This window comes from Undibacterium hunanense (genome assembly GCF_014284335.1).
GTDB classification, from domain to species: domain Bacteria; phylum Pseudomonadota; class Gammaproteobacteria; order Burkholderiales; family Burkholderiaceae_D; genus Undibacterium; species Undibacterium hunanense.
In genome coordinates this window covers 582,373-608,477 of record NZ_JACOGF010000002.1, presented here as the reverse complement: position 1 = coordinate 608,477, position 26,105 = coordinate 582,373, and the positions used below count along the sequence as shown (strand labels likewise).

Here is a 26,105-nt window from a genome sequence, read left to right as displayed (position 1 = left end):
TGGGATACACGACATGGAGGGAGGAGTCTCCATGCCGTATAAAAATCGGGATTCGCTCAGGCGAATCAATATCAGGGCGTCAGGATGCGTTTGGCCTGGGCCTTCTGTGCATCTGACAGACGTGTCTCCAGCTTCTCGGCAGCACTTGCAGCCGGTGCACGGCCCAGTTTGGCAACCAGTTTCAGCCAGACATAGGCTTTCACGGTATCTTCATCACTATTGCGAGGTTTGTCAGCTGCGGCACCTTCGCCCTTGAGCAACATCGCCGCCAGATTCACCATGGCATCCGGCTGGCTCTGCATGGCAGCACTTTGAAACAGATTACGCGCTATCTGCAGATTCTTGCTGACGATCTGGCCTGTATAAAAATAGGTGGCCAGAGAATTTTGTGCATCAGGATGTCCGGCAACCGCAGCTTCCTTGTAAAAGGCCAGGGCTTTAGCCGGGTCAGCAGCAACACCCTGCCCCTGGTCAAACATCAGGGCCAATGCATACAGGGCTTGTGGTTTTTTTTGTTTGGCCGCCTGCTGGTACCAGGCAAATGCTCTCGGCAAATCCTGTTTGACTTCATCACCATAGTAATAAAGATTGGCCAGGGACAATTGTGCCGGTACATACGCATATTCTGCGGCATTGGTGTAAAGCTTGACCGCTTCCTGGATGTCTTTGCTGCTGCCATAGCCGCTCTGGTAAAAACGTGCCAGTACGTAACGGGCCGGTACAAAATTCAACTCTGCCGCTGCCTTGTACCATTGTCTGGCTTTGACAGGATCTTTAGGAACGTCATACCCAGCCATGTAGATACGCGCCAGCCGCAACTGTGCCTGCACCCGCAACGATGCCCGTTCCGGGTCTTTGGGATCAAATGGACTGTATTGTGACGGATTCAGACGGGAGTCCGCCAGTTTGTCATACCAGGTGATGGCCTGACGTGTGTCGCGCGGTGCGCCTTGCCCATAGAAATACATATTCCCCAACATCAGGGCCGCTTCGTCATAGCCAATTGCGGAATACGAAGTCTTGAAAGCTTCCAGTGCCTTGGGAAAATCACCTGCATCATAAGCGGCAAACGCCAGGTCCAGGGTTTTGTCCTTGCGGGCAATATAATTGCGGCCAGCAGCAAAATTTCTATCCGCCTGAGAACAGCCAGCGCTGGTCTGCGTGCTGTCTTCTGCCGGGGTTACCAGCCGTTCACCACCGGCAGCCGAACCATACGGGCTGCTGTCGAGAAAACCTTCAGTGCGGTCGCCAAGGCCCGGAGGTGCATCTGCACCCATATTGGTATTGTCAGTGCTACGGCCACGGCCTTCGAAATGATCAAGATAATCATCGATGATCTGATCTTGATAAGACGTAAAGCTGAAGGCACAGGAACCCGCCGAATTACGGTCAAGACGCCTTACTGCAGTACCAGGGCGCTTGGGCAGGCTGCCAAATATGGTGACCGCAGTAATCGGCGTATCGGGAACAAAAATCGGCTCTATCTGTTGCGTCGGTGTCTGCGCCATGGGCAAACCAGGCAAGCCCAGCATGGCTGCACTCAAACACAATCTGATGGTGATTTTCATAGGTTCCCGAACGTTGTACTAATTAAAATAACCGCACATATAGTTTGCAATAACAGAAATGCAGGCTGGCTGATTTCATACATACAGCCAACCTGCATTGTCGACACCAGTACTGGTTTAGTTTCTCATATTGATGCCCACCATGATCCTGCGACCAGCATACGCATAGTCATTCAGACTAGGTATGCCGTTAGCAAAGGAAGCATATTGCGCCTGGCTGCTGGTCGTGGTTGCCAGGCCCAGATTACGGGCTTCTGCAAACAATTCCAGACCATTCTTGAAGCGATAGCCGATCTTGGCATCAATAAATGCAGTCGCATCCTTGAAGTTAGGTGCACCCGGGTTATACGGTGTGCGGTAGAAACCACCGCCATCGTTCGGGTAAGTATAAGTCGATGCAATATTATTACCGCAACCTGCGATACAGGTGAAGTAATTGGCCCGTGCCTGGTAGGCAATACGCGCACTCAAAGCACCATCGTCATACCACAGGGACAGATTGGTGGTGTAGCTGGATTCCAGGGTTGGTGGCAGAGAATCACCACTGATCAGTTCGCGTACGGAAATCGAATCAGAGGATTTCAATTTGGAATAGTTGAAATCGACACCGGTGTACTTGAAGTACCATGGCAGGAAAGTAAAGGCCAGCTTGCCGCCTATCTCTATCCCCTTGCGTGTCGTTGCCGGGCCATTTTCCCAGGTGGAATAACCAAACTCAAAATCAGACAGTTTCTTGCCGGTGACAGGATCGATATCGCTGGTACCCGAGAACAGGGCAACGTTCGATTTACCGACAGCAATCGCAGGGCCGATCTTGCCGGTTTGCTTGAAGGCGCCGATACTCAGCATCGTATCCTTGTTCGGATACCATTCTGCACTCAGGTTCTGATTGATGTTTGATTGTGCCTTCAGGTTCGGGTTACCAATGGTGCCGGTGCAACCCATATCTGCACCTGATCCGTCAGGATCGAAGCTGCCTACGCGACGTTCATCATAGGTACATGTACCTGTTGGCAGCAGGCGGGCGATAGGTGGACGTGCCACTGTTTTGGCATGATTGTAACGAACCACAAATTTATTCGGAATAACCCACAGCGACAGATTGGAAATCGGCAGGATATCCGTGGTGTTACTGTCGAGTGAAGTATTCTTCATCAGGGTACTGCTCTGTACACCGGTAGCAACCGTTGGATTAGCCGGGTCAAATGAAGCTGTCTTGGTAATCGATGTAAAGAACATTTGGCCAGTTGCATGAATTTCGGTGTTCACATAACGTACACCGAAATTGGCTGCGAATTCCATGCCGAAAGGCAGTTCATCCTTTTCAAAGTCCAGCATGAAATAACCTGATTTGGTCTTTTCACTGTTCTGGCTCACTGGTTGAGCGTACACCTTGCCGTCGCTGGCCTTGCAGGACTTCATGCAATTGAAGTTCATGTTAGGCACACCAAGCAAGTCGAAAGCCTTGGCAACATCAATCTGCCGCCAGCCATTGATCAGGTTGGCAGGGCGATCTGGCAGACCAGCCATAAACTGCGAAGACGCCGGTATCATGGATTGCGTAATTACATCCAGGAACTGGGCCTGGGTCAGTGTTGTTGTTCCATACTGGGTGTTCGACAAATTGGTATTTGGAACATAACCGTAATTACATGGCGCACCGCCTGCACCCAGGGAGCCTGGTGTATTTTCGCAGCCAACAAAACTGCCGCGCAGATTATTGGTTGGCAAGACAACCGGTGGCACATAACCGGCTGTACCAAATGTACCGATTGCCGATTGAATCGTCGCGCCACCGCCGCCCCAGCTGGATGCATTGCTGTCGCGCAGATTGAAACCTGTCTTGATCTGTGTCAGCCACGGCAATTTGTCGGTGGTGTTATAGGTCAGATCCAGCTTGGCAGTTTTCTCGCCGGTTTCTATCAGTTTTGGAGAATACGATATTTGTGGTGCCTGCGTCAGCAAAGGCTGCTGTGCAATCGTGTACGCCGGTATGGCAGGATTATTGATCGTCGCGGCCACTGCTGCACGTGCCGAGGTCGCTGCATTCAGATTGGAATACTGCGCAGGATTGGCCTGATCAAAAGTCGATGTCGCCGGGAAAGCATACGTCCAGAGACCGTTAGGCAAAACACTCAGCGTTGCTTCGCCATAAGGTGTGGTCCAGCTGGTGCGTTTGTCTGCACGAGAAAAATCTGACCTGGCATCGGCAATAAAAAACTCTGCCTTGAACCGGTCGTTTTTATACAGCCCACCACCCTGCAGGTAGGTGGACTTGGTTTCCATGGTGTTTTGTATCTGGTCAGTACTGGCAGATCCATCCGTGATCGTGAATTTTGTCACGTGATGGTTGGCATCCACCACAACAGAACCGGGGATGACATTGGCTACAGCACCCGCTGCCGCTGGCAAACCGGTACGGCCACTGATATTGTCATACACATAGTAGCCAGAACCCGGCACGGCAGTACGGACACCGGTCGCGGAATCGACAAAACTGACGCCCTGATAGGTCGGTGACAACACGCTGGCTGTATTGATGTTCAACCCGCCAAGACCATAAGTCAGGAAATTGTCTTCTACCTTGCGGCTGTTACCACTGCCCTTGACATACAAAGACAGATTATTGTCGACCTTGAAATCGAAGCGCAGGTCAAAGGACTTACGTTCTTCTTTCTGACGTTTTTCGATGAAACGCACCAGTGATGGGGTGTAGTCATTCCACTGGTTGAGACAGGTTTCCAGCTCGGACGTACGTTGCGTAATGGCCGCGTTTCTGGCGGTGGTTCCATTAACCGCTGCAGACTGTGCACTGGTCAGCGCAGGGAAAGCCGCATAACAGTCCGCCTTGGTTTTGGCCGCAGCAGACTTGTTGACCAGGCTCATTGGTGTTTCTGAATTGAAGACTCCACCAGCAGTCAATGGCGATGCCACGATAGGCGTGGTTGCTGCCAGGTCAGTAGTCGATACCGTGCTGGGGTTAAACGCAAAAGTCTTGTTGGGCGAATTATCAAAATCGAGGGAACGCGCATAACCTGCGATGCCAGTCGTGGATATCTGTGAAGAATGGCCGTCATTGGTGATTCTGGAGGCCGACACATTCAACAAGACGCCCAGGCGACCGTCCAGATATTTATTGGCCAGTACCAGATTCATGTCTGGTGTCCATTCCTTGTTAATGGAATTTTGCGTCGTGGCCAGACGCAGGGACGCATAGGGTTTCTTGAAATCCAGGCCGGTACGTGTGGTGATGATGATACCGCCGCCCAAAGCACCTTCGGTCATGTCGGCAGTCGATCCCTTGACCACGTCCACGCTCTTGATCAGGTCGGACGATAATTGGCGAAACTCGACCGCACGGCCAAAGCCACCGCCATTCATGTCTGAACCACCGGCAGATTGCACGGCCTGTCCATCAATTTCCACGCGGGTCAGGTCCGGCCCGTTACCACGCACGGTCACACTGACGCCTTCACCAAAATCACCACGATCCAGCGAGATGCCTGAGATGCGGGAAATGGCCTCGCCTATATTCCTGTCCGGGAAAGCACCCACATCTTCGGCAACGATGGAATCCAGTGCGGTAGTCGCATGTTTCTTTCTATCGATGGCCGATTGTTGTGATGCACGTGTCCCCACCACCACAATGGTGGATACTTCATTGTCTGTGGATTTTTCGCCTGGCTTGGCTGGCGCAGCTGGTGCCGCTGGTGTCGCAGGTTCTACGGCCTTGCTGCCCTGAGTAGTTGCCGGCTTGCTGTCTTGCGCCAGGGCGAGATCATTGGCCATCATGGAAGTCATGGCAAGCGCGATGGCATAGCTCAGACGTTTCAGTTTCAGGCCTTCAGTTGCGGTCTCTCTTGCTACCTTATTTGCTGCTTCAGTTGCTACCTCATTTGCTGCAACTCCGGTCACGTCCGACGTACGCGACAAGTCTTGCCCTATACCCTTCTTGTATACGGTTTTCATGCTATCTCCTGGATTATTCTAAGTATGCAATTTGTTGGTCATTGCATTTTTTTGCGCCCGATATTGAGTGCTTAAGATGATCTTATTTGATTTAAAAAATTCATTTATATAGATTTTCTCGCTGGACGTATGTTGTTTTCATATAGCAATCAAATAGCTGAGCGATAACAAAAAAACGGGAAATCACATCCGTCTGCTTGAAGTAAAAGTGATGAAAAAAACTCGCCCTCTTCCCGTCTATCTGCATAGGGAAAGGCCATATGCTCCGTCTTTGGAGCATGAAGAATTGTGCTGTCAATGAAGCAGATGCCTGATCACATCGCCGTCATGCCTATCCCGAAAAAAGGGAATTGGTGGACTGTGAACAACACTCAGGTATTTGCAGACCATAGGTTTGCAGCGTGCAAACCAGACCTGTCAAAACCGTGGTGCAGAGGAAAGCACACGTCGCCCATCGCACTAGCAAACTGCGACTGGTATTTGAACAATGGGCAACGGATAAATGCTAGCGCCATCAACGACCAGCGTCAACTCGACGCCCATCATCGGTATCGCTGTTCATTTTGGTATTTTCTCCTCTGAAATCCAGCAATTTTCAATCAAAATTGATGCCCTCCTGAATCAAGCAGGAAAATGATTATTTGATCATGCTTATACAATTGATATGGAATGAAAAAAAGTGGTATCTATGATGTCAGTGGCGATACATAACGCCTGAGCACACAAGCCGCTATAAGAAAACAGAATGGTGCATCGTTCCGTCAGCTACCTCATTACTGTGTCATTACTATGCATCACCTGACGTGTCTGTCAGAACAGCATCGAGTCAGTATCGAGTCAGTTTCTATTTACAGCGGCCTCTCACAACAATATCAAGGAGATAGCATGAGTGTATTCAACTGGCGGACCATTCTGGTCAGCCTTGCGGTAACGATGCTGGCCAGCGCATGCGGCGGCGGTTCACAGGATAGTGCAAACGCCGGCAATAGCCTGGCAGGAAAAATAAGTGCCGGTGGCAGCCCGCCGCCTGCAGCTTTTGGTGTTACCGATAGTGGCGGTTTTCTGACCGTGACCAGCGGTGCGGGTCTGGTATTTAAAGTGGATGAAAACGGCGGCAACATCACGTCCATCAAATACAATGACGGCCCGGAATTACAGTCGCAGACCAAGGGCTCGCATATTGCATCTGGCCTGGGTGCCACGGTGTCTTACTCGGTATCGGGTTCGGTGGCAAAAATCACGCTGACTACGTCTACCCTGATCCACTATCTGCTGGTGCGTGCGAATGAAAACAATATCTACATGGGGACGTATGTCACCGCCGAACCCAGCGTAGGTGAATTACGCTGGATCACCCGCCTGAATTCCACGGTGCTGACCAATGTACCGACGGAATCAAGAATTGCCGACAACACCGGCGCCATAGAAAGTACCGATATCTTTGGACTGGCGAACGGTGAAACCCGTTCGAAATATTATGGCAATCAGCGTGCTATTGACCTGTCTATACGGGGTGTGACGGGGTCAAATATTGGCATCTTCATGGTCTACGGCAATCGTGAGAGCAGCTCCGGCGGCCCTTTCTATCGCGACATTCAAAACCAGACCGGTGGCGATACCGAAGTCTACAATTACATGAACTCTGGCCACAACCAGACAGAAGCCGACCGCATGGGTTTCCACGGCCCCTATGCTGTCATGTTCACGACCGGGGCGACACCAGCCATACCCGACATGAGCTGGATGGGCAGTTATAACCTGTCTGGTTGGATCGACGCCAGCGGACGCGGCAAAGTGGTCGGCAACGGACTGGCAGGCATGGATGGCAATTATGCGTACACCGTAGGCTTTGCGAATGCCACCGCCCAATACTGGACAGCGGCCAGCACGACTAACGGCAACTTTGTCCGGTCGGGCATGAAACCCGGCACCTACACCATGTCTGTCTACAAGGGCGAATTGGCTGTGTATACAGAAACAGTAGCTGTCAGCGCTGGCGGTACTACCACTCTGAATACCCGCACCATACAGGGCGATCCTTCGGCAGATACGGCGGTATGGCGCATCGGTGACTGGGACGGCACACCAAGAGAGTTGAAAAACGGTCAGACATTTAATGTGCGTCATCCTTCCGACGTACGTAACGCCAGTTGGGGGCCTGTCACCTACAACATCGGTGCGGCAACCAATAGCTTTCCGGCTGCGCAATGGAAAGACCTGAACAGCCCGACTACCGTCACCTTCAACCTCAGCGCTGCCCAGGTGGCAAATCATACCGTCAGGATAGGTATAACCGGTGCCTACGCTGGTGGACGGCCAAATATCAAAATCAACGCATGGACAGCAACGGCACAGGGCGCATCCACCCAGCCTAATTCACGCAGCCTGACGACAGGCAGTTACCGGGGCAACAACACCATGTACAGTTTCAGTGTTCCAGCCAGTGCTTTTGTGACTGGCACCAATACCATGACTATCAGTGTGGTATCCGGTTCAAGCGGCACCACTTACCTGAGTCCGGCATTTGCTTTTGATGCTTTGGACATGCTGTAAGCCTGACGAGGGAAAGCTATGCAGAAATCTCCGGCCATGCCGGAGATTTTTTCTGTTTCCACAGCCAGCAGTCAATTTCTTGATTGTTTCCGCGCTCAGCTTCAAGCCCGCGCATACTCTCATAAAATATCTTGCGCCTCATCTGTCCATCATCAATCTGCTCATCATCATTCCGCTTCAACGGATAAGAATCATTATAAAAAATATGACACCAATCACCACATCAGTCAGGCAGGGATGGAAACTTTATGCCATCAGCATTCTGGTCCTTTTTTCATCCCTGTTTTCATCTTTGGCCCTTGCCGATAGCGGACGTGAGCGTTTGTCGCTGGACCGGGGCTGGTTATTTCATCTGGGTGATATCCCCATGCCGGACATCAAGGGACACGGCGCGACCTATGGCAATGCCAAAGCCGGCAATGCCCAGGGTGCTGCGGGCACCCGCTACAATGACAGTGACTGGCGAAAACTGGATCTGCCGCATGACTGGGCGGTAGAAGGACCATTTGACCCCAAGGCGAATATCTCGCAAGGTTATCGCCCACGTGGTATTTCCTGGTATCGCCGTTATCTGCGGGTGGATGAAAGTGAACGTGGCCGTTATTTTGAATTGCAGTTTGACGGCATTGCCACCCATGCCAGCATCTGGGTGAACGGCAATATCGTGCACCGCAACTGGTCTGGCTACAATGCTAGCAATATCGATATCACCCCCTATCTGCGTTATGGCGATGCCAGCAATACCATCGCCATCCGAGTCGATGCCGAGCAGATGGAAGGCTGGTGGTATGAAGGTGCGGGCATCTATCGCCATGCATGGTTACTGAAATCAAATCCTGTCCACATCATCACCGACGGTGTACATGCGACACCCAGGCAACTGAATGACAAACAATGGCAAATCCCGGTGGAAGTAACGCTGGATAACAGCGGCAAGCAAGCCGCCGACGTCAGGGTCGAAGTCACCGTCGTCAGCCCGGACAATAAAGTCGTCGCCAGCAAGACACAAACAGTCCGCGTCCCCTTGCTGAGGCAGACCATCGCCAGTTTGCCTGTGACAATCAAACAGCCGGAACGCTGGACCCTGGACAAACCTGCACTGTACAGCGTTAAAACCGTGGTGCTGCAAGACAGTAAGGTAATTGATGAAGTGCATCTTAAAACGGGCTTTCGCAGCATACGTTTTGATGCCCAGCAAGGCTTCTTTCTCAATAACCAGCATGTCAAGCTGCAAGGCGTTTGCCTGCATCAGGACCATGCCGGGGTCGGTGTGGCCGTACCGGATTCCATCTGGGAATACCGCCTGCGACGCCTCAAGGAACTGGGCGTCAATGCGATACGTTTTTCCCACAATGCGCCAGCCCCCGAAGTGCTGGACATGATAGATCGTATGGGTTTTCTGGTCATGGATGAAAATCGCAATTTCAATCCTTCGCCTGATTATATGAAGCAACTGGAATGGATGGTGCGGCGTGACCGTCATCACCCAGGTGTGATCCTGTGGTCAGTATTCAACGAAGAACCGGTGCAAGGTACCGAAATCGGCTATGAAATGGCAAGGCGCATGACAGCTGCCGTCAAAGCTCTGGATGACACCCGCCCGGTAACAGCCGCGATGAATGGCGGCTTTTTTACTGCACTGAATGTATCGCATGCCGTCGATGTCCTTGGAGCCAATTATCAGGTGCCGGATTATGACCGTTATCACAAGGCCAATCCCAACAAACCCTTCACCAGCGCGGAAGATACCTCGGCCTTCATGACACGCGGTGAATTCACTACAGATAACAGCAGGAACCTGATTGCCAGTTATGACGATGACTTTGCCAAATGGGGTAATAGCCACCGCGATGCCTGGCAAGCCATAGACAGCCGCCCGTATGTCGCCGGCGGATTTGTCTGGACCGGATTTGATTACCGTGGCGAACCGACGCCAAATGAATGGCCATCGGTCAGTTCGGTATTCGGTATCATGGATTTGAACGGTTTCCCCAAAACAGCCTACTACATGCATCAGGTGCAATGGATCAAGGATCGCCCGCTGATCCATATCGCCCCGCACTGGAACTGGCAGGGCCTGGAGGGCAAGGAAATCCGCGTCATGGTGATGGCCAATGTGGAGCGTATCAAGCTCTTGCTGAATGGCCGCGAACTGGGCGAGCAACAGGTTGATCCTTATCGCATGAATACCTTCAAGGTCACCTATGAAGCCGGCAAGCTGGAGGCACTGGGCTACAAAGGCGGCAAGGAAGTAATACGCACCAGCGTAGAAACCACCGGCAAGGCCGTCAGGCTGGAACTGCTGCCAGACGGCGCATCACTTGCAGGCGATGGGCGTGACGCCATGCCAGTTACTGTACGCGCGCTGGATGCACAAGGCCGTGCCGTGCCGATAGACAATAGCGAGGTCAGCTTCGACATCTCCGGTGCCGGTCAGTCCATAGGCCATGGCAACGGTGACCCCAATTCGCATGAAGATGAAAAAGGCAAGACGCGCAGACTGTTTAATGGCCTGGCACAACTGATCGTGCAAAGTCATTTTGACAGCAGTGGTGAATTGTTGATCACCGCTACAGCACCCGGCTTGCAAGCAGCCAGCGTGCGCATACCGGTACAAAAAACGGTGGGCCTGCCCTTTGTCCCGGTGAGTGATGCCCCCGTGCTGTACCTGCAAAACTGGCGCATCTCGCCCCCTTATGCAACACGGCCAGACCCCAACCAGACGCTGGCAGACAATGATATGAATACCTGGAACTGGGGCCAGCCACCTCTGCTGGAAAGCGGCACCAAGGAGAGTGATAACAAAGCAAATCACTTCCATCTGTTCCGCAGCGATTTTACCCAGGATAAGAGGCTGGGCAGCGGCAAGGCACGCCTGCTGTTTTCACGTATCAACGGCAAGGCAGAAATCTGGCTGAACGGGAAATTGCTGGGATCAAAAACCTCACTGGGTACGGGTGATCTCAGTGTTGACCTGCCCGCTGGCGAAGGGCCAGCGCAACTGACGGTACTGGTGGAAGCCGAGCCCGGCAAGAAAGCCGGACTGGAAGGAAATATTATTGCAGAGCCGAAAAAATAAGCTCGACTACTCAAATACCGCATTGAAGAACGAGCTGGGCATTTGTCTGCAACAAGCAAATGCCCAGGCTCTCAACCCCGATTTTCTCAGGGTTTTCCCGGGTTAAAAACAAACAGTTTCAAGTCCGTTGCAGGTACGATCTCCGTCAGCGGCAAATCGCGATGTGGTGCCTGCGCTGTCCATGCCAGACGGTATACCCTGCCGTTGGCGTCGCTTGTTTCAGTGGTATTGATCTGCATGTCCGGCCCAGGTTTGAAATAGGTAGCAAACATCTCTGCCACACCAGCCAGCTTGTTTTCTGTGACAGTTTCCAAGGTTCTGGAATCGACACTGAATTCCAGTCTTTGCCCAAGACGTGTCACGGCCACCAGCAGTTGCCCAGGCTTGCCTGGGCGGGCGCCTTCGACAAAGATTTCAGAATTCAGCGAGCCATTCCCTTTAAAGTCCCAGCGATAATTGGTCCAGGCGCTGATCTGCTTCAGTTTCCAGCCAGCCTTTTCATGTCGCGCCAGCCAGATTTGCGTATTCCCTGCGGCATCGTATTTATGGTAAGTGATGATGGCGCGCCCTTCTTCATCAAACCCCAGCACTGTATTGTTATTGATCATGCCGCCGCTTACAGGCACGGGGTCGACAATCTCGGCCTGCTTCAGGCGTATCGGCAATGTCAGGGGGCTGCCATTGGCACGTTCCCAATGCACAAGGTCGCGGCTTTTTGCGTAAGACAGGTCATGATTGGTTTCGGCACTTGGCGATTCACGCCATACCCAGGCAACATGGAAATAACCGTCCTTCCCCTTGGTCGGTCCCATGAAATAGGCATTGCGCTGCCCTTCTCCATCGGTCAGCGGGCTATTTGTCAGGGCTTTCCAGCTTTGTGATTTCTCGTCATAGATGTTATAAATTTCATTGCCACGACCACTGCTGCCATCGCGGTATTTGAAAATCAATTGCCCCTGATGATTTTTCAGGAAGACCGGATAGGTCATCGCTTTTTCTCGCGCTGCATCCAGCATTTTTGGCACCCGCTGCAAGGTACGCACATCGCCTGTGGTATCCGAACGGAACATGGTCAACGGGTCTACATGCATATTGGCGGCAATATGCACTGCACCAGAAGCATCCAGTGTCATCGCGATCAGATTATGGCTATCCCAGCCCAGCCAGGTATCAAGCTTGTGATAGACCCAGTGGCTGGGCGCATTCAATGGCCGCTGCGCCACCGTCAGTTGACGGTTGGCGTCATAGTAAGCCACATAAAGGTGGTCTTTGCTGGTAGCCATGGCAAACGGCACCGTATGCCCTGACCAGACCCTGTCTATTGCTTCAATTGATATGGGTAGCTGAGCAGGTGCAGAGGCAAGCGTCGCTGTCGATGTATCGGCAATCGCCAGATGACTGGACATCAGTGCCAGCGTACATATCCACGTAAATACCAACGGGCGGCTGATCTTCAGCATAGGTGATCTCCTTGATTTTTTTATCCGGCAGCAGCACTTTTTTGCTAGCTGACATGAATTTGCCCTATAGACGGCTTACGATTATAGGTTTAAGGACCAGCGCAATGACCATGATCACAGGTTTCAGTCGCATATGCGCAAAAATTTGATTGGAATAATACTGTAGATTACTGCAGGTATGAGGGCGTGTTGAACTAAAGTCTAAAGCAACAACACGGCAAATATTGCCGTGTTGTCAGGGATTGGAAGGGAATAAGTGAGGCTGTGCTGGGCTTAGCTTAACGGCTTTCTGCTACTGGCAATTTCTTTTCCAGTTTCAGGCCTGCGGCTGTACGGGCAGGAAAACCCTTCCAGTAAGTATGATCCGGTTTGGGTTGTGCATTTTCATCTACGCTCCATTTCCCATCCCGCGCATTCTCTGTCAGATCCAGGTAGGCATCCATGCTGTTATCGTTCTTCAGGTATCTGGCCAGGAAAGCGGTGACAAAGTGTTGCGCGATATTGTTCATCCTGTTGTTATCCCAAACTGCATCGATATAGGTTTCTGCCGGAATTTTCTTCAGGCTGGGTACAGGTAGCCAGGCTTCCTTCGGAGCGGGTATGGGGGCACCGGCATTGTGGTTGGCATTCTCAAAGGTCAGCAGATAACGCCGGGCATTGACACTATTTTCATAGATATTGCGCACACCAGGTGCATAACCGGATATGTCATCAACGCTGCCCGCTACAAAGAAGACAGGGGTACGGATGGCAGATAAACCTGTCGCATCCCACAGACCTGCATTCCAGCCCCAGGGGGCAAATGCAACTGCTGCCTTGATGCGCTTGTCCTGCGATGCCAGATAGGCGGCATTGCCAGCCTGCCGGACTGCCAGCGCACGGTTAGGCACAAAAGCCCCGTCCACACTGGCCGCTGTCAAACCGCCACCGATGGTATTCACCACGCCATAGCCGCCCATGGAATAACCGATCAGGCCGGTATTGTCTGCATTGATCAGTCCGTTGAACCTGGCGCTGGCATCGGCCTTGTTCAGGGCTGCCATCTGGTTCAGGACAAACAACTGGTCCAGCGAACGGTTCAGCAAAGTGCTGGAAAACGCCTTGAGATCATGGTAATTACTGTCGGTATGGTCGATCGCGACCACCACATAGCCTTTACTGGCCAGGTTTTCTGTCAGATGGCTCAGCAGGTAGCGATTACCCGGATATCCATGCGACACGATCAGCAACGGGTATGGGCCATGCTGTTTGTCTGGTGCTGCATCGCGCACTGCCTGGCCGCTCAGGCTGATTTCTGTCTTGCCGTCGCGCAGATAGGTCTGGTACTTGCCGCCTGGTGCCTGCTGCGGTTTCAACGTGGCGGGATACCAGATTTCCACCGTCAGCGGGCGGTCGTAATACACCGTTTCGCCACCAGGTTTGCTATTGAGGATATCGACCTGTCTGGGGTTCAGCAGGTTCAGGCTGGTAATGCCCACCCTGTGCTGACCATAGGCGGCCAGTTCGGGGGCGTCGGGCCGTATCTGATCAATGCGGTTATCCTGCGCGCTCACCCAGCAGGGAGCAAGCAAAATGCAGGTGGCAATCAAGGTACGCAGTTTTATCATCATCATGAAGGTTGTCATCAGGAGTTGCAAAATCAACAGGCAAGATCAAGAGGTATGCTGCCACGGTGGCCAGCATACGTCAGAAAAAAACAGCGAAAACTATTTTTTTGGTAAGGCCAGCCCCAGGTTGTCACGCAAGGTCCTGCCTTCATAACTGCGCCGGAACAGGCCACGCTTTTGCAATTCCGGCACCACCAGTTCAGCAAAATCTTCCAGCCCGCCTGGCAGATACGGTGGCATGACATTGAAACCGTCCGCGGCTTCGTTTTCAAACCATAACTGTATCTGGTCAGCGATCAATTCTGGTGTGCCTATCAGCGTAAAGTGACCACGGCCACCGGCGATGCGCAGATACAGTTCACGTATGCTCAGATTTTCACCCTGCGCCAGTTGGGTCAGCAATTTTTGCCGGCTTTGCTGGCCATTGTCGGTCAGGGGTAATTCTGGCAAGGGTTCATCCAGCGGATAAGCCGACAAATCAAAATTGCCTATCATACGGCCCAGCAGCGCCAAACCATCCTTCGGAACAACCAGGTCTTGCAATAGTTGGAATTTCTCTTGCGCTTCTTCCTGCGTTCTTCCCACCACAGGGAACAGACCGGGCATGATCTTCAGACTGTCTGCTGGCCTCCCGGCATGTACCACCCGACTTTTCAGGTCGCGGTAAAAAGCCTGGGCAGATGCCAGGTTGGGGTGTGCGGTAAACACCACATCCGCTGTTTCTGCCGCCAGATTCTTGCCCGCTTCCGAACCGCCGGCCTGCACCACCACCGGTTGTCCTTGCGGACTGCGGCTGACATTCAAAGGCCCGGCAACAGAAAAATGATCGCCCTTGTGGTTCAAGGCATGCAGTTTATCTGCATCGAACTGTATGCCTTTTTCCTTGTCATTCAGGACGGCATCATCTTCCCAGCTATTCCACAGACCTTGCACCACCTGATGAAATTCCCTGGCCCTGGCGTAGCGTTCGCCATGGGCGACATGGTCGCTGCGGCCAAAATTCGCGGCCTCGCTGGCATTGTCGGATGTCACCAGGTTCCAGCCGGCACGCCCGCCAGAGATGCGGTCCAGCGAGGCAAATTTACGGGCGACGTGATAGGGCTCGTTATAGGTGGTGGTGGCAGTACCGATCAGGCCGATATGCTCGGTCACTGCCGCCAGTGCTGACAGCAGTGTCAAGGGTTCCAGCCCACCGACACCGCTGGTCAGTGCAACACTGTCGGCAAAGAAGACCGTATCAAAACAGGCGCGCTCTGCCGTCTGTGCCAATTTTTTATATAGCGCAAATGGGTCACGACCACTATCGGCCTGCGGATGCCGCCAGGCAGCCACATGATGGCCGTTATGCAGCAGGAATGCGCCCAGTTTCAATTGACGTGTTGCCATGGTTTCAGAAATCCTTTCTGAAGTTGACGCCGAAATAACGCTGGTCATCGCGTGGTACTGCACGTGTCACCGTATTGGTGCCGTTCACCAGGTTGGTCGCATACGATTTGTCACCCAGGTTCTTTGCGATCAAGGCCAGACGCCAGCCATTCTCTGGTGCAGCCAGTGCCACACTGGCATTCCACAAACCAACGCTACCTTGTATCGTGGTTGCAGACTGGAACAAGTCATACTGCACCTTGCTTTGCCAGCTGAAATCGGTCGCCAGATCTACCTGCAAGCCATTGCTCAGTGGTACCACATAGCTGGCGCGGGCAAAGGACTTCCACTTCGGTGAAAACGGTAATGTCTGGCCATTCAAAGAGCAGGATGCTGCCGCTGCCACCGGGCAGTTGAACTGGTCTATGCGTGCATCCACATAGGCCAGCGAAGCACTCAGGTTCAGACGAGATATCGGCCTGGCTTCCAGTTCCAGTTCAAGCCCACGGGTAGACACGTCACCGGCATTAATCAAACGGGTTACCACGGCACCGGCCACGGTGTCATAGAAGTTGGCCTGATAATTCGAGTAGTTGGTTTGGAAGGCAGCCAGGTTGATGCTCAGTTTGCGATCCAGCAGCAAGGCCTTGAGGCCGATCTCAAAAGAATCTGACAATTCAGGTTTCAATGCCAGCGTGTCACGATTCAGCATATTGAAAAACACATTGTATGCAGGCCCCTTGTAGCCGCGAGACAGTGTGGCATAACTGCTGATGTCGTTGCTGATATCAAACTGCAGACCGACGCGACCAGAAAACGCACTTTCTGTGGTGGAACCGGCATTCGCCGTCGCCGGTTGCACGCCAGGGAAGGCCACTGTCTGGGTAGAAATACGTGCATGTGCATAGGCCAGCTCATCACGGGTCCAGCGCAAACCCGTCAAGACCTTCCATTGCGGGCTGAATTTGTAATTGCCTTCACCAAACAGCGAATAACTGTCACTCTTCACGCTATACGGTGCATAGCCATAGTTGATGGCACCTGGTGCGGTGGTAACGATGCGCTGGTAAGTTTCTTCATCTTTTCCATGCAGGTAATAGGCACCGGCAACATATTCAAAAGCCGTATCTTTCGGCGATGCGACACGTAGTTCCTGTGAAAACTGCCGGAAGTGCAAGGTGCCGATATCACGCGTTGCGGGGAAAGCGGCATTGATACGTGTCACATCCGCACTATTGCCGATGGCTGATGTAGTTGTTCGCTGCTCGTTATCCCATTGTCTTGCAGCGGTAATGGATGTCCAGGTATAGCCCTGGTTGCGCCAGTCTACCTGCGCTGACAAACCCTTGTTGAAATCAGTGATGGCGTTTGGCAGATCATAGACTACCGAACGATTGTTCAAGCCGGGTTGCACAGGTGCGATGGCTTGCAGCAAAGCGGTATTGCTGGATTGCAGTACCGCATAAGTCGGCGAACTGGTGGAACGCAGATAATCTGCAATGACGCTGACATCCAGATCTTTATTGGGTGTCAGCAAGAACTTCGCACGCGCACCTTGACGGTCATAGCCATTCACCTTCTTTTTCGTGCTGACGTTATCGATGTTGCCATCGTAAGAACTATCCAGCGCAGTGAAGGAAGCACTCAGCAACTCTGGTGACAGGGTGCCGGAAATGCCAGCACGCAGGCGTTTCTCATTGCCTTCAAAATAAGATGCATCGACAAAGCCTGTGGTTTCTTTGCCTGGTTTGCGGCTGATAATATTCAGCACGCCGGAAGACGCATTCTTGCCGAACAGGGTTCCTTGCGGACCGCGCAATACTTCGATGCGATCAATATCCAGCAAGTCCAGCGTGGCCTGACCCGGACGGGCAAACACCACGCCATCCACCACCGTGGATACCGTAGGCTCTACACCTGGCGATGTCGAAATGGTGCCTATGCCACGCACAAAAATGGTCGAATCCTTGTTGCCACCCTGCTGGCGAAAATTCACGCTGGGCAGTTCGGCGACAATGCTGTCTATGCTATTGCGATTTGCCTGTTCCAGCAGATCACCATTCAGCACCGATATGGCGATCGGCACCGAACGCAATGAAGCTTCACGCCGCGTTGCTGTCACGGTGACAGAGGGCAGCGTCGCCTGTTCATCAGCGGCCGGACGGATACTGCTTTCTTCAGCCACAGCCACACCCGAGACGGCACCCATCGATATGGCGGCACCGGCAAGCACACTGCCCCATTGCTGATAGCGCCGCTGTTGTGAAAACTTATTCTTTGTATTGACTTTCATACTAAATCCTTTGATTAACGACCGTTGCACACACTCTTATTTGAATTGGTAATAAGCATCGAAAGAAATGCAACTTCGTTCACACAACAGCCGCTGCTAGAATTCGATGGTACCGATACCATTTTTAGTTTCTGTGATGCAGATGGGTTCAGTCAAAGAATTAAAACAATCATCGATATGTCTTTTGGAAATATGCAGAGATGACACAAGAAAGCGAAGCACGAAAACGCCGAGGATCAGGACGCGCCACCATCCATGATGTGGCACGGGCGGCAGGTGTCGGCTCCATCACGGTATCGCGCTACTTCAAGCAACCGGCGCAAGTGTCGGCGGCACTCAGCCTGCGCATTGCCGCAGCCGTAAAAAGCCTGAACTACCTGCCGAATCTGGCAGCAGGCGGGCTGGCGTCTACCCATGCGCGGATAGTCGGCATGGTGATACCGAATATCTCGGGGCCGATCTTTGCACACACGATACAAAGCTTCAGTGATGTACTGAGCGCGCATGGTTACCAGCTATTGCTGGCATCCAGTTATTTTTCTGTTGAACAGGAAGAAGCAGCGGTACGCACCTTCCTCGGCTGGTCACCGGCAGCGCTGGTGGTGACCGGGCAATACCACACCAGGGCCACGGTGCAATTGCTGAATACAGCCAATATCCCGGTGGTGGAAACCTGGGATTACCAGCCGCGCCGCAAATACATGCAGGTAGGATTTTCGCATTACGAAGTCGGGCAACAGGCTGCACGCTACCTGTTAAAGAAAGGCTACAAACGCATCGCCTTTGCACAGAACAGCGTGGCCGGTGATGAAAGCGCCATAGATCGCCGTGATGGTTATGCCGATATCATGCGGGAAGCTGGCCTTGAACCCTGGTTCTTTTTACCCACCGCTGCCACGCCTTTTGACGCTGGCAAGCAGGCCATGGAAACCCTCGCCATGCGCAAGCGCCATGCTGCCGAAGCCATCATCTTTGCCAATGACAACCTGGCAGCGTCCGCGATTCTGGCAGGGCAACGCGCAGGTATACGCATGCCCGAACAATGTGCGATTGTCGGTTTTGGTGACTATGCCATGTCGTCCATGTTATTGCCCAGCCTGACCACCATACGGCCACCGGCAAAAGAGATAGGCGAAATTGCTGCCATGCGCATACTCGAAAGCCTGGGTGAAATACCGGCAAGTAAAAACGTACAGCGCCTTAACCTCTTGCAATGCGAACTGCTGGAACGCGAAAGCGCATGAAGCTATCAAACAACCCTGAAGAAAAAGTCAACGCAAAGTCAATGCAAACTGAATGCAAATTCAAGATACCATCAAGAAAGTGATTTATGAAAAAATTAGTTTTACTTCTTTTGCTGAAAACCAGCTTGCTGTTCAGTCTGCTTGCACAGGCTGCCGATGACAGACTGATCGGCATAGGCTTTCAAAAAGGCAGCGGCCTGCTATCCGTGCTGAAAGCGCAAGGCACGCTGGAAAAAGCTCTGGCAGCGCAAAAATTCCAAATCAAGTGGATAGAATTTCCTGCCGGCCCGCAATTGCTGGAAGCCTTGAATAGCGGCAATGTAGACTTTGGCCTGACCGGCGCACCACCACCGATATTTGCCCAAGCCGCTGGTGTGGATTTGCTGTATGTCGGCGCGGAACCATCCTCGCCCACCTGTGAAGCCATACTGGTACCGAAAGATTCCCCCATCAAAAGTGTCGCTGAACTGAAGGGAAAGAAAGTCGCCTTCCAGAAGGGCTCCAGTTCCAACCTGTTGATACTGGCGGCCCTGCGCAAGGCTGGCCTGGGTATGCAGGACATACAAGCCATCTACCTGTCGCCGGCAGATGCCCGTGCTGCCTTTGTCAGCGGCAATATCGATGCCTGGATAGTATGGGACCCTTATCTGGCATCAGTACAACACAGTTTACCGGTCAGGGTACTGGCCGATCATCAGGGCTTGCTGCCAGCAAACAGTTTTTACGAAGCTTCACGCCGCCTGGTAGAAAAACATCCACAGGCTTTGAACATCATCCTGGGCGAACTCGCCACCACCGGTGCCTGGGCCAGCAAGAATCCACAACAGCTTGCCAGCATTATCGCGGCCCAACTGGGCATGCCGCTGGATGTGATCAACACCTGGCAACAACGCAGCCGCTACGGCGTCATGCCGGTAAGCGCAGCGGTAGTGAATCGCCAGCAGGAAATTGCCGATCTGTTCTATCAAAACAAGCTCATACCCAGGGCCGTCAAGATCAGTGACAAGGCATGGGTATGGGTGCCAAAGGCGGATAAGTAGATACATCACTGATGCATCTTACTTGTGCGGTACATCCGGCAAGCTATGCGCGAGTTCAGCTATCTTGTCCTTGCGCATGAATACCACACCCGGATGTTGGAGCGCATACTGCAAAAACTCGCCAAGCACCTTGGCACGGACAGGTGTGCCGGCGATACGGTCATGGGTGGAGATGGACATCATGCGTCGTCTGTTGCCAGCTTCCATATGGAGCGGGTCACACTCATCGCGCAATTCGTGGCCCAATAGAGCAGCAACAGCGCACTGATACAGATGATGTACCCATCCCGTCGCTACCTGCCTTTGCGGACGAAGTTGTTCATTGATTTTCTGGTGGCGGTGTTTGGAAATAAAGTTGATAAGATTTGAAACGCCTGTCGTCACTACGTTGCCTGAATATGCCATTAAAAATGAGGGTCTTGTCAGAACCCATGAACAGAAATGCATCCTCAGTCCATATTCACGACGCTACAAGACAGGCCATCAAACTGTACGTTTCTTTTTTATGAGATCCAATATACTTTTCCAGCTAATAATTTGATGCGGTTTAGATGTCGCATCGAATGCCGCAATTGACAGTTTTCTTGAAACAGAAAATGCTGCAAACAACATGAGCAGGAACTGCAGTTGAGAGAAATTGAAATTGATCCAGGATTCGTCCATCCGTATATCTGAAAGTAGTTTTTCTGCCTGTTTTAAGGAATCCCAATCCTGATCAGAAAAATTCTCTCCTGCTTTACTCAACATACCCATGTTAAACAAGGCTGTTCCAATATTATTCTGTACGTCTGATTCGCTACTATACAGCAACCCATCGCCAGTTTTTGTTAAGGCATTCTGAATTACCAAACATGCTGTTTGGCGATAATATTTTGAAATGCAATAGGAAGGCGGCATCACCTTGGAAGTGATCAAACGCACTTTCTGCAGATTTTTAAATCTCACAGCCACATTGTTTTTATCATCTTCATAGCCAAAACGAAAATACATGCCGATAAAGGCAATAATTGCGATTGCAGAAAAAACCTCAGCCCACAACTTTTGTCGATTGATCAGTTTACGACAATCAAGATCGGACTTGTTCTCTTCCACACAAAAACGATTGTAGATTTGAATTGCCATTATCAAAGAACCACCGATAAGAGAAAGTGCCAAACACAGGTTCAAATACCGCATTACTGCATGGTCATGCGCCCAGATAAAACATGAAACGACAAAATATTGAGTGCTCACAAGAAGTAGTAATTTTCCTATCCAGCCATCGAGGAAAAATTTCTTTTTTACGACCTCTTTCAAAAAGGAGTGAAGAAAAAGAATTTGGCGTCGAATCATATTCCCGGAATATCTCAGGATTAATTTGCACACACTTGCAATAGGTATAAAAAAACGCTTTGAACGTAAGAGAAACTGGCGAAAGGAAAGTGTCGTCATAGTGAAATGTTTATTGATTTCTTAAAATTTGAGATGTTCAACCCGGATATGGTCAAGCCATACGGGCATACGCAAGACTTCGATTCTTTGTCACGTCAAATTCAGTCCTGTCGAACGAATGGTATTTCCGTCAGTAAATTTATTCAGTTTTAAATTCATCAAAGTAAACAGGACAATGGGGCAATAATCGCGCCAGATTAGCAATATTGCCAATAAGCAACAAAATATCTGAAGATAACACTTTCTGCAATTGCCTTATTGGCAATTCAATAGTATGCTCAATCACTGCTTTATCCTCACCGTGATCTCAATACAGCAAGAATGCTGGCTGCGTACTTAATAGTAGGGCTAAGGTCGAATGAAAGCGCATACCACTCCAGCAGAAGCAAGCCAGCAAAACCAGGTCATACCAGCCCATACACTGGCCACGACCGGTTTTGTTGATGCACGTCCGCAGATGGCCGCACAAATGGCACTGAAAGAAGCAGCGGCGGGAAGCAAGCAGGCCAGGCAATTAAAAACCATGCAAGCGATGCTTGATGCAAGCCCACAAGCAAAGCAATTGCAGGGCATCAAACAATTACAGGCCGCGTCCACACCAGACAGAGGAACTGGCCATACCAGCCCGAATCGCACCGGTCTTCCAAACCAGCTCAAGTCTGGCATAGAGTCGCTATCCGGCATGAGCATGGATCATGTCAAGGTGCATTACAACTCGGCACAGCCGTCACAATTGCATGCTCACGCGTATGCGCAGGGTAGCGACATTCACATAGCACCAGGTCAGGAACAGCATTTGCCCCATGAAGCCTGGCACGTCGTGCAACAGGCTCAGGGTCGTGTACGACCCACCATGCAAATGAAGGAGAATCTTCCTCTGAATGATGATCCAACGCTGGAACAGGAAGCGGATCAGATGGGGCAAAAAGCCCTGTCTACACCAGAAAGCAATGTTGCAGGGCCAGCGCTAATACCTCAGGCAGGAAATATTCAAGCAAATATGCTGCAAAGAAAAGTGGGGCTGGAATTGGAGTTTCCTATCATTGCAGATGGGCAAGGTATATTGGACGAACCTAAGAACCAAGCGATGTTGAAAGCACCAGAAGATGAAGACCGCGCGAAATTACAGGCTGAATCCGTACTGGACAAAGATATAAAGATGGTGACTGGAAAAGGTTTCGTCATTTCACCAGATCACAATAGCCGGGTAAACCCGCTCGTGGCTTCGACACCAGCGAAAGGATTTGCCAACAACATTCTTGAATACATTTTCAAACCCGCTGTTGAAACGGAAGAAGAAATGTTTGCCGTTCTGGATAATATTTTTGCGCATGTCAGCGATGTTCGCGCTGCGACCAAGGGCTTTACCGAACGCGCACTACTAGGTGGTAATTATTATGCAGGACCGATCAACACGAAAGGTGTAAAGCCGGATGAAATGGATGATAAGGCCTATTCCATGCAGGTTAATATTGGCGTAGAGACACAGAAAATCCCGGATTTGCTTGCCCTGTATTCTCAATCAAGCGAATTGGTAGAAACAGAAGAAGATGATGGACAAAATGCAGCGAGAATTCATTTCAAGAAATGCCTGATTGAGGCAGTACGTGACGCTGCCTTCATGGAAGAAGCCATGAGGGAACGCGAGGGTAGCGATAAAGAGGTGCCACTGCTTGGATTGAAAGGTATTTTTGCGGTTATGGCACTATATCTTCGGGTGGGATCAGGTGGCGTCCCTGCAGGTGGAACAATCAAAAATTTCACCCCTTTGCTTTTGAAAACACCCATTTCAGATCTGGTCGATAAGACCCTGTCTGACGAAGAAAAAATAATCTACACCCGCTATCGAAATAAAATTCTGGCTGTTGCACTTCAACGCGCGAGAGGAGAAGACGCAACCACAGAAGATCCCCTCGTTGATGAGACTGACAGATCAGTGAAGTCTGGTACTAAAGTTGCGGATCTTAACCCAACATCATTCAAAGCACCTTTTGTTGTTGGCGGAAAATCCATAGGTGCTGATTCTGTCGGACCTGTGCGCGCCCCCGAAACCGACAGTTCTGTGAACAAGAGAGATAATCGCAGAAAAGGTGGTATTTTCGAAACCCGTATGAGTGGTGGGCAATTTGGATTAAACGAGGCAAAATTAAAAGCCAAAGAAATGTTTACGCGTGTAAATACATTGCACAAAGTCAAAGATACACAACTTCCTACCTATGGAGGAACTGCCAGTTTCAAAGATGGTAGTGCCGGAAAAAAAGTAGAAAAATATCAAGATTATCTTGTATCGGAAGTTGAAAAAGCCCGGGTAGAACTTACGTCCAAAGAAAAACCAAAAAAAGAAGAAATACTCGTAAGAGATAAAAAGGATGAAAAGCAAGAGTTAGTTATTTCTTCTCCGTCAAGTAAGGTAGTCAAGGAAAAACCCAGGGAGCACCGTATAGAATTAAAAGAAGAAAAGCGACCTGTCAAAGTAGTCGCGAAAATTACTGCACAGGATACAGTCACGGCAATCGAATTGTTAATCAATGACGTCAAATGGGACCGTCAGGGTGAGGGATTTATTGGAAAAAAACTTCCTGGCGGCATCGGTCAGTTGCGAAGCATATTGAAAAAAACAAAAATCTCATGGGAACAAATGTTGACTGAATTGGCGCAATCAGCCCAGACAAGTGCCGATGCGGAAAGTAAGCGCCGTTCTGAAGCTACCGGTATGCTGTATTTCCTTGTGGCCAAGGCAGAAGCAATTACGACTGCGGAAAAATTACAGGAGGAAATTAATATAGTTCGGATGTACCTGGATGATTAAAAATAAAAATTCAGTGAGGTCCATTGCGTGAGAGACTGACAATACTGTTATTGCAGGGCTTCAAACAACTGCGTCATCGCATCGGCGTACCGGTGTTTCGAATATTACAAAAATATTTTTAAGTGCTTGGACAAAGGTTTGGCACCGCGCACGAATAAAATCAAAATAAGGTCTAATATGGCCTTGACTTAGAGCGCACTCTAACTTCTACACTCCTTGCCATGACGACACATCTGACCATACAGCAAGCTGCTGCGGTAACCGGATTAACTGTTCACACCTTGCGTTATTACGAACGCATAGGCTTGCTGGACCCGGTGACGCGGCAGGACAACAAGCACAGGTTGTACCGCGAGGAAGATATCCTCTGGATACAATTTTTGCTGAAGCTGCGCACCACTGGCCTGCCCATACGCGACATGCTGCGGTATGCCGAATTGCGCAGGCTGGGGAATACGCCAGAAAGTCTGTCAGCACGGAACGATTTGCTGCAACAGCATACCCGTACCGTGGAAAAGACGCTCGCTGAACTGCAAAGCAATCTGACGGTCTTGCACCAGAAGATTGCCATGTACGCCAGGATGGAAGCCGCATTGCCAGCGAACGTCGTTACGCAACCATCATTTTCCGAGGACGTTACGAATGAGCACAGCACACACATCAGCAGCCCAAACACCAACACAAACACCAACCCACATACCAACACGCCGGCTGGGCGCTGACGGCCCTCTGGTTTCTGCCATCGGCCTGGGCTGCATGGGCATGAGTGAATTTTATTCCCATCGTGATGACGTCGAATCCATTGCCACCATACACCGTGCGCTGGAACTGGGCATCAATTTTCTCGACACGGCAGACGTGTACGGTCCACACACCAATGAAGAACTGGTCGGCAAGGCAATCAAGGGCAAACGCGAGCAATGTTTTATCGCCACCAAGTTCGGCATCGTACGCAATCCGGCGAATATCCACGAACGCGGTGTCAGCGGTCGCCCGGACTATATACGGGCATCGGTAGAAGCCAGTCTGAAACGCCTGGGGATAGAGACCATAGACCTGTATTACCAGCACCGTATTGATCCCAATACGCCGATAGAGGAAACCGTGGGTGCGCTGGCAGAACTGGTGCAAGCGGGCAAGATCCGTTACATAGGTTTGTCCGAAGCATCACCTGTCACATTGGAGCGCGCACACAAAGTGCATGCGATTACCGCCCTGCAAAACGAATATTCACTGTGGACCCGTGACCCGGAACAGGGTGTGCTGGCCATGTGTCGCAAACTGGGTGTGGGTTTTGTGCCTTACAGTCCTTTGGGCCGTGGCTTTCTGACAGGTGCGATCACCCGGCCAGACCAGTTTGCGGAAGATGATTATCGTCGCAATAGCCCGCGTTTTCAGGGGGATAATTTCAGCAAGAATCTGCTGCTGGTAGACAAGGTAAGACAGCTTGCCACGCGTTATGACTGCACGCCATCACAACTGGCCCTGGCCTGGGTGCTGGCACAGGGTGATGATATCGTACCTATTCCAGGCACCAAACGCAGAACCTACCTGGAAGAAAACAGCAAGGCGCTGTCAGTCAAGCTGACGGCCAGTGACCTGGAAGAACTGAATCTCTTGTTCCCCATGGATGCAGCAGCCGGCACCCGTTATACCGCCGAAGGCATGAAAATACTGAATGGCTAAG

15 protein-coding genes are annotated in these 26,105 nt (G+C 51.3%); 7 read left to right on the top strand and 8 right to left on the bottom strand.

The annotated features are described in order from the left end of the window. Window positions 1–71 precede the first annotated feature (71 nt). Both H8L32_RS05775 and H8L32_RS05770 read right to left on the bottom strand, forming a co-directional pair. Window positions 72–1,568 (bottom strand): tetratricopeptide repeat protein, encoded by a 1,497-nt coding sequence (locus H8L32_RS05775; RefSeq protein WP_186946194.1) that lies wholly within the window; start codon window positions 1,566–1,568, stop codon window positions 72–74. A 117-nt stretch (window positions 1,569–1,685) separates the two neighbouring features. Continuing rightward, complete coding sequence (locus H8L32_RS05770) at window positions 1,686–5,537, bottom strand: TonB-dependent receptor (protein ID WP_230412068.1); 3,852 nt, start codon at window positions 5,535–5,537, stop codon at window positions 1,686–1,688. A gap of 885 nt (window positions 5,538–6,422) precedes the next feature. On the opposite strand from H8L32_RS05770, the gene H8L32_RS05765 reads away from it, so the two are divergent. Together H8L32_RS05765 and galA are read left to right on the top strand one after the other, a co-directional pair. Next, entirely contained in the window at window positions 6,423–8,090 is a 1,668-nt protein-coding gene (locus H8L32_RS05765) for a rhamnogalacturonan lyase B N-terminal domain-containing protein (RefSeq protein WP_222619215.1), read from the top strand. Window positions 8,091–8,295: 205 nt separating this feature from the next. Continuing rightward, window positions 8,296–11,169 carry a beta-galactosidase GalA gene (gene galA / locus H8L32_RS05760; RefSeq protein WP_186946193.1) on the top strand — a complete coding sequence of 958 codons (2,874 nt, stop codon included), beginning with the start codon at window positions 8,296–8,298 and terminating at the stop codon, window positions 11,167–11,169. An 86-nt stretch (window positions 11,170–11,255) separates the two neighbouring features. On the opposite strand, the gene H8L32_RS05755 is transcribed toward galA, so the two are convergent. From H8L32_RS05755 to H8L32_RS05740, 4 genes are all read right to left on the bottom strand, one after another. Continuing rightward, on the bottom strand, window positions 11,256–12,629 hold the full coding sequence (locus tag H8L32_RS05755) for a BNR repeat-containing protein (protein WP_222619213.1): 1,374 nt from the start codon (window positions 12,627–12,629) through the stop codon (window positions 11,256–11,258). Window positions 12,630–12,907: 278 nt separating this feature from the next. After that, a complete protein-coding gene (locus H8L32_RS05750; RefSeq protein WP_222619212.1) occupies window positions 12,908–14,242 on the bottom strand; it encodes an alpha/beta hydrolase family protein in 1,335 nt (444 codons plus the stop codon). A 93-nt stretch (window positions 14,243–14,335) separates the two neighbouring features. Further along, complete coding sequence (locus H8L32_RS05745) at window positions 14,336–15,622, bottom strand: LLM class flavin-dependent oxidoreductase (RefSeq protein ID WP_186946192.1); 1,287 nt, start codon at window positions 15,620–15,622, stop codon at window positions 14,336–14,338. 4 nt (window positions 15,623–15,626) lie between these two features. Continuing rightward, complete coding sequence (locus H8L32_RS05740) at window positions 15,627–17,894, bottom strand: TonB-dependent receptor (RefSeq protein WP_230412067.1); 2,268 nt, start codon at window positions 17,892–17,894, stop codon at window positions 15,627–15,629. Between the two features lie 200 nt (window positions 17,895–18,094). Between H8L32_RS05740 and H8L32_RS05735 the strand changes: the two genes are divergently transcribed. Together H8L32_RS05735 and H8L32_RS05730 are read left to right on the top strand one after the other, a co-directional pair. Continuing rightward, window positions 18,095–19,138: a LacI family DNA-binding transcriptional regulator gene (locus tag H8L32_RS05735; protein ID WP_186946191.1), complete on the top strand. Its 1,044-nt coding sequence runs from the start codon at window positions 18,095–18,097 to the stop codon at window positions 19,136–19,138. Between the two features lie 86 nt (window positions 19,139–19,224). Then, window positions 19,225–20,178, top strand: a complete 954-nt coding sequence (locus tag H8L32_RS05730) for a sulfonate ABC transporter substrate-binding protein (RefSeq protein ID WP_186946190.1) — start codon at window positions 19,225–19,227, stop codon at window positions 20,176–20,178. Between the two features lie 18 nt (window positions 20,179–20,196). On the opposite strand, the gene H8L32_RS05725 is transcribed toward H8L32_RS05730, so the two are convergent. Beyond that, window positions 20,197–20,583 carry a polysaccharide deacetylase family protein gene (locus H8L32_RS05725; protein ID WP_222619211.1) on the bottom strand — a complete coding sequence of 129 codons (387 nt, stop codon included), beginning with the start codon at window positions 20,581–20,583 and terminating at the stop codon, window positions 20,197–20,199. A gap of 78 nt (window positions 20,584–20,661) precedes the next feature. Continuing rightward, the gene (locus H8L32_RS05720; protein WP_186946188.1) at window positions 20,662–21,609 is read right to left on the bottom strand and encodes a hypothetical protein; all 948 of its coding nucleotides are present in this window, start codon (window positions 21,607–21,609) and stop codon (window positions 20,662–20,664) included. A 358-nt stretch (window positions 21,610–21,967) separates the two neighbouring features. Between H8L32_RS05720 and H8L32_RS05710 the strand changes: the two genes are divergently transcribed. From H8L32_RS05710 to H8L32_RS05700, 3 genes are all read left to right on the top strand, one after another. Then, window positions 21,968–24,418 carry an eCIS core domain-containing protein gene (locus H8L32_RS05710; RefSeq protein WP_222619210.1) on the top strand — a complete coding sequence of 817 codons (2,451 nt, stop codon included), beginning with the start codon at window positions 21,968–21,970 and terminating at the stop codon, window positions 24,416–24,418. Window positions 24,419–24,639: 221 nt separating this feature from the next. Beyond that, the gene (locus H8L32_RS05705; RefSeq protein ID WP_186946186.1) at window positions 24,640–25,140 is read left to right on the top strand and encodes a MerR family transcriptional regulator; all 501 of its coding nucleotides are present in this window, start codon (window positions 24,640–24,642) and stop codon (window positions 25,138–25,140) included. After that, complete coding sequence (locus H8L32_RS05700) at window positions 25,061–26,104, top strand: aldo/keto reductase (protein ID WP_222619209.1); 1,044 nt, start codon at window positions 25,061–25,063, stop codon at window positions 26,102–26,104. Before H8L32_RS05705 ends, H8L32_RS05700 begins: the two co-directional genes overlap by 80 nt. Window position 26,105 lies beyond the last annotated feature (1 nt).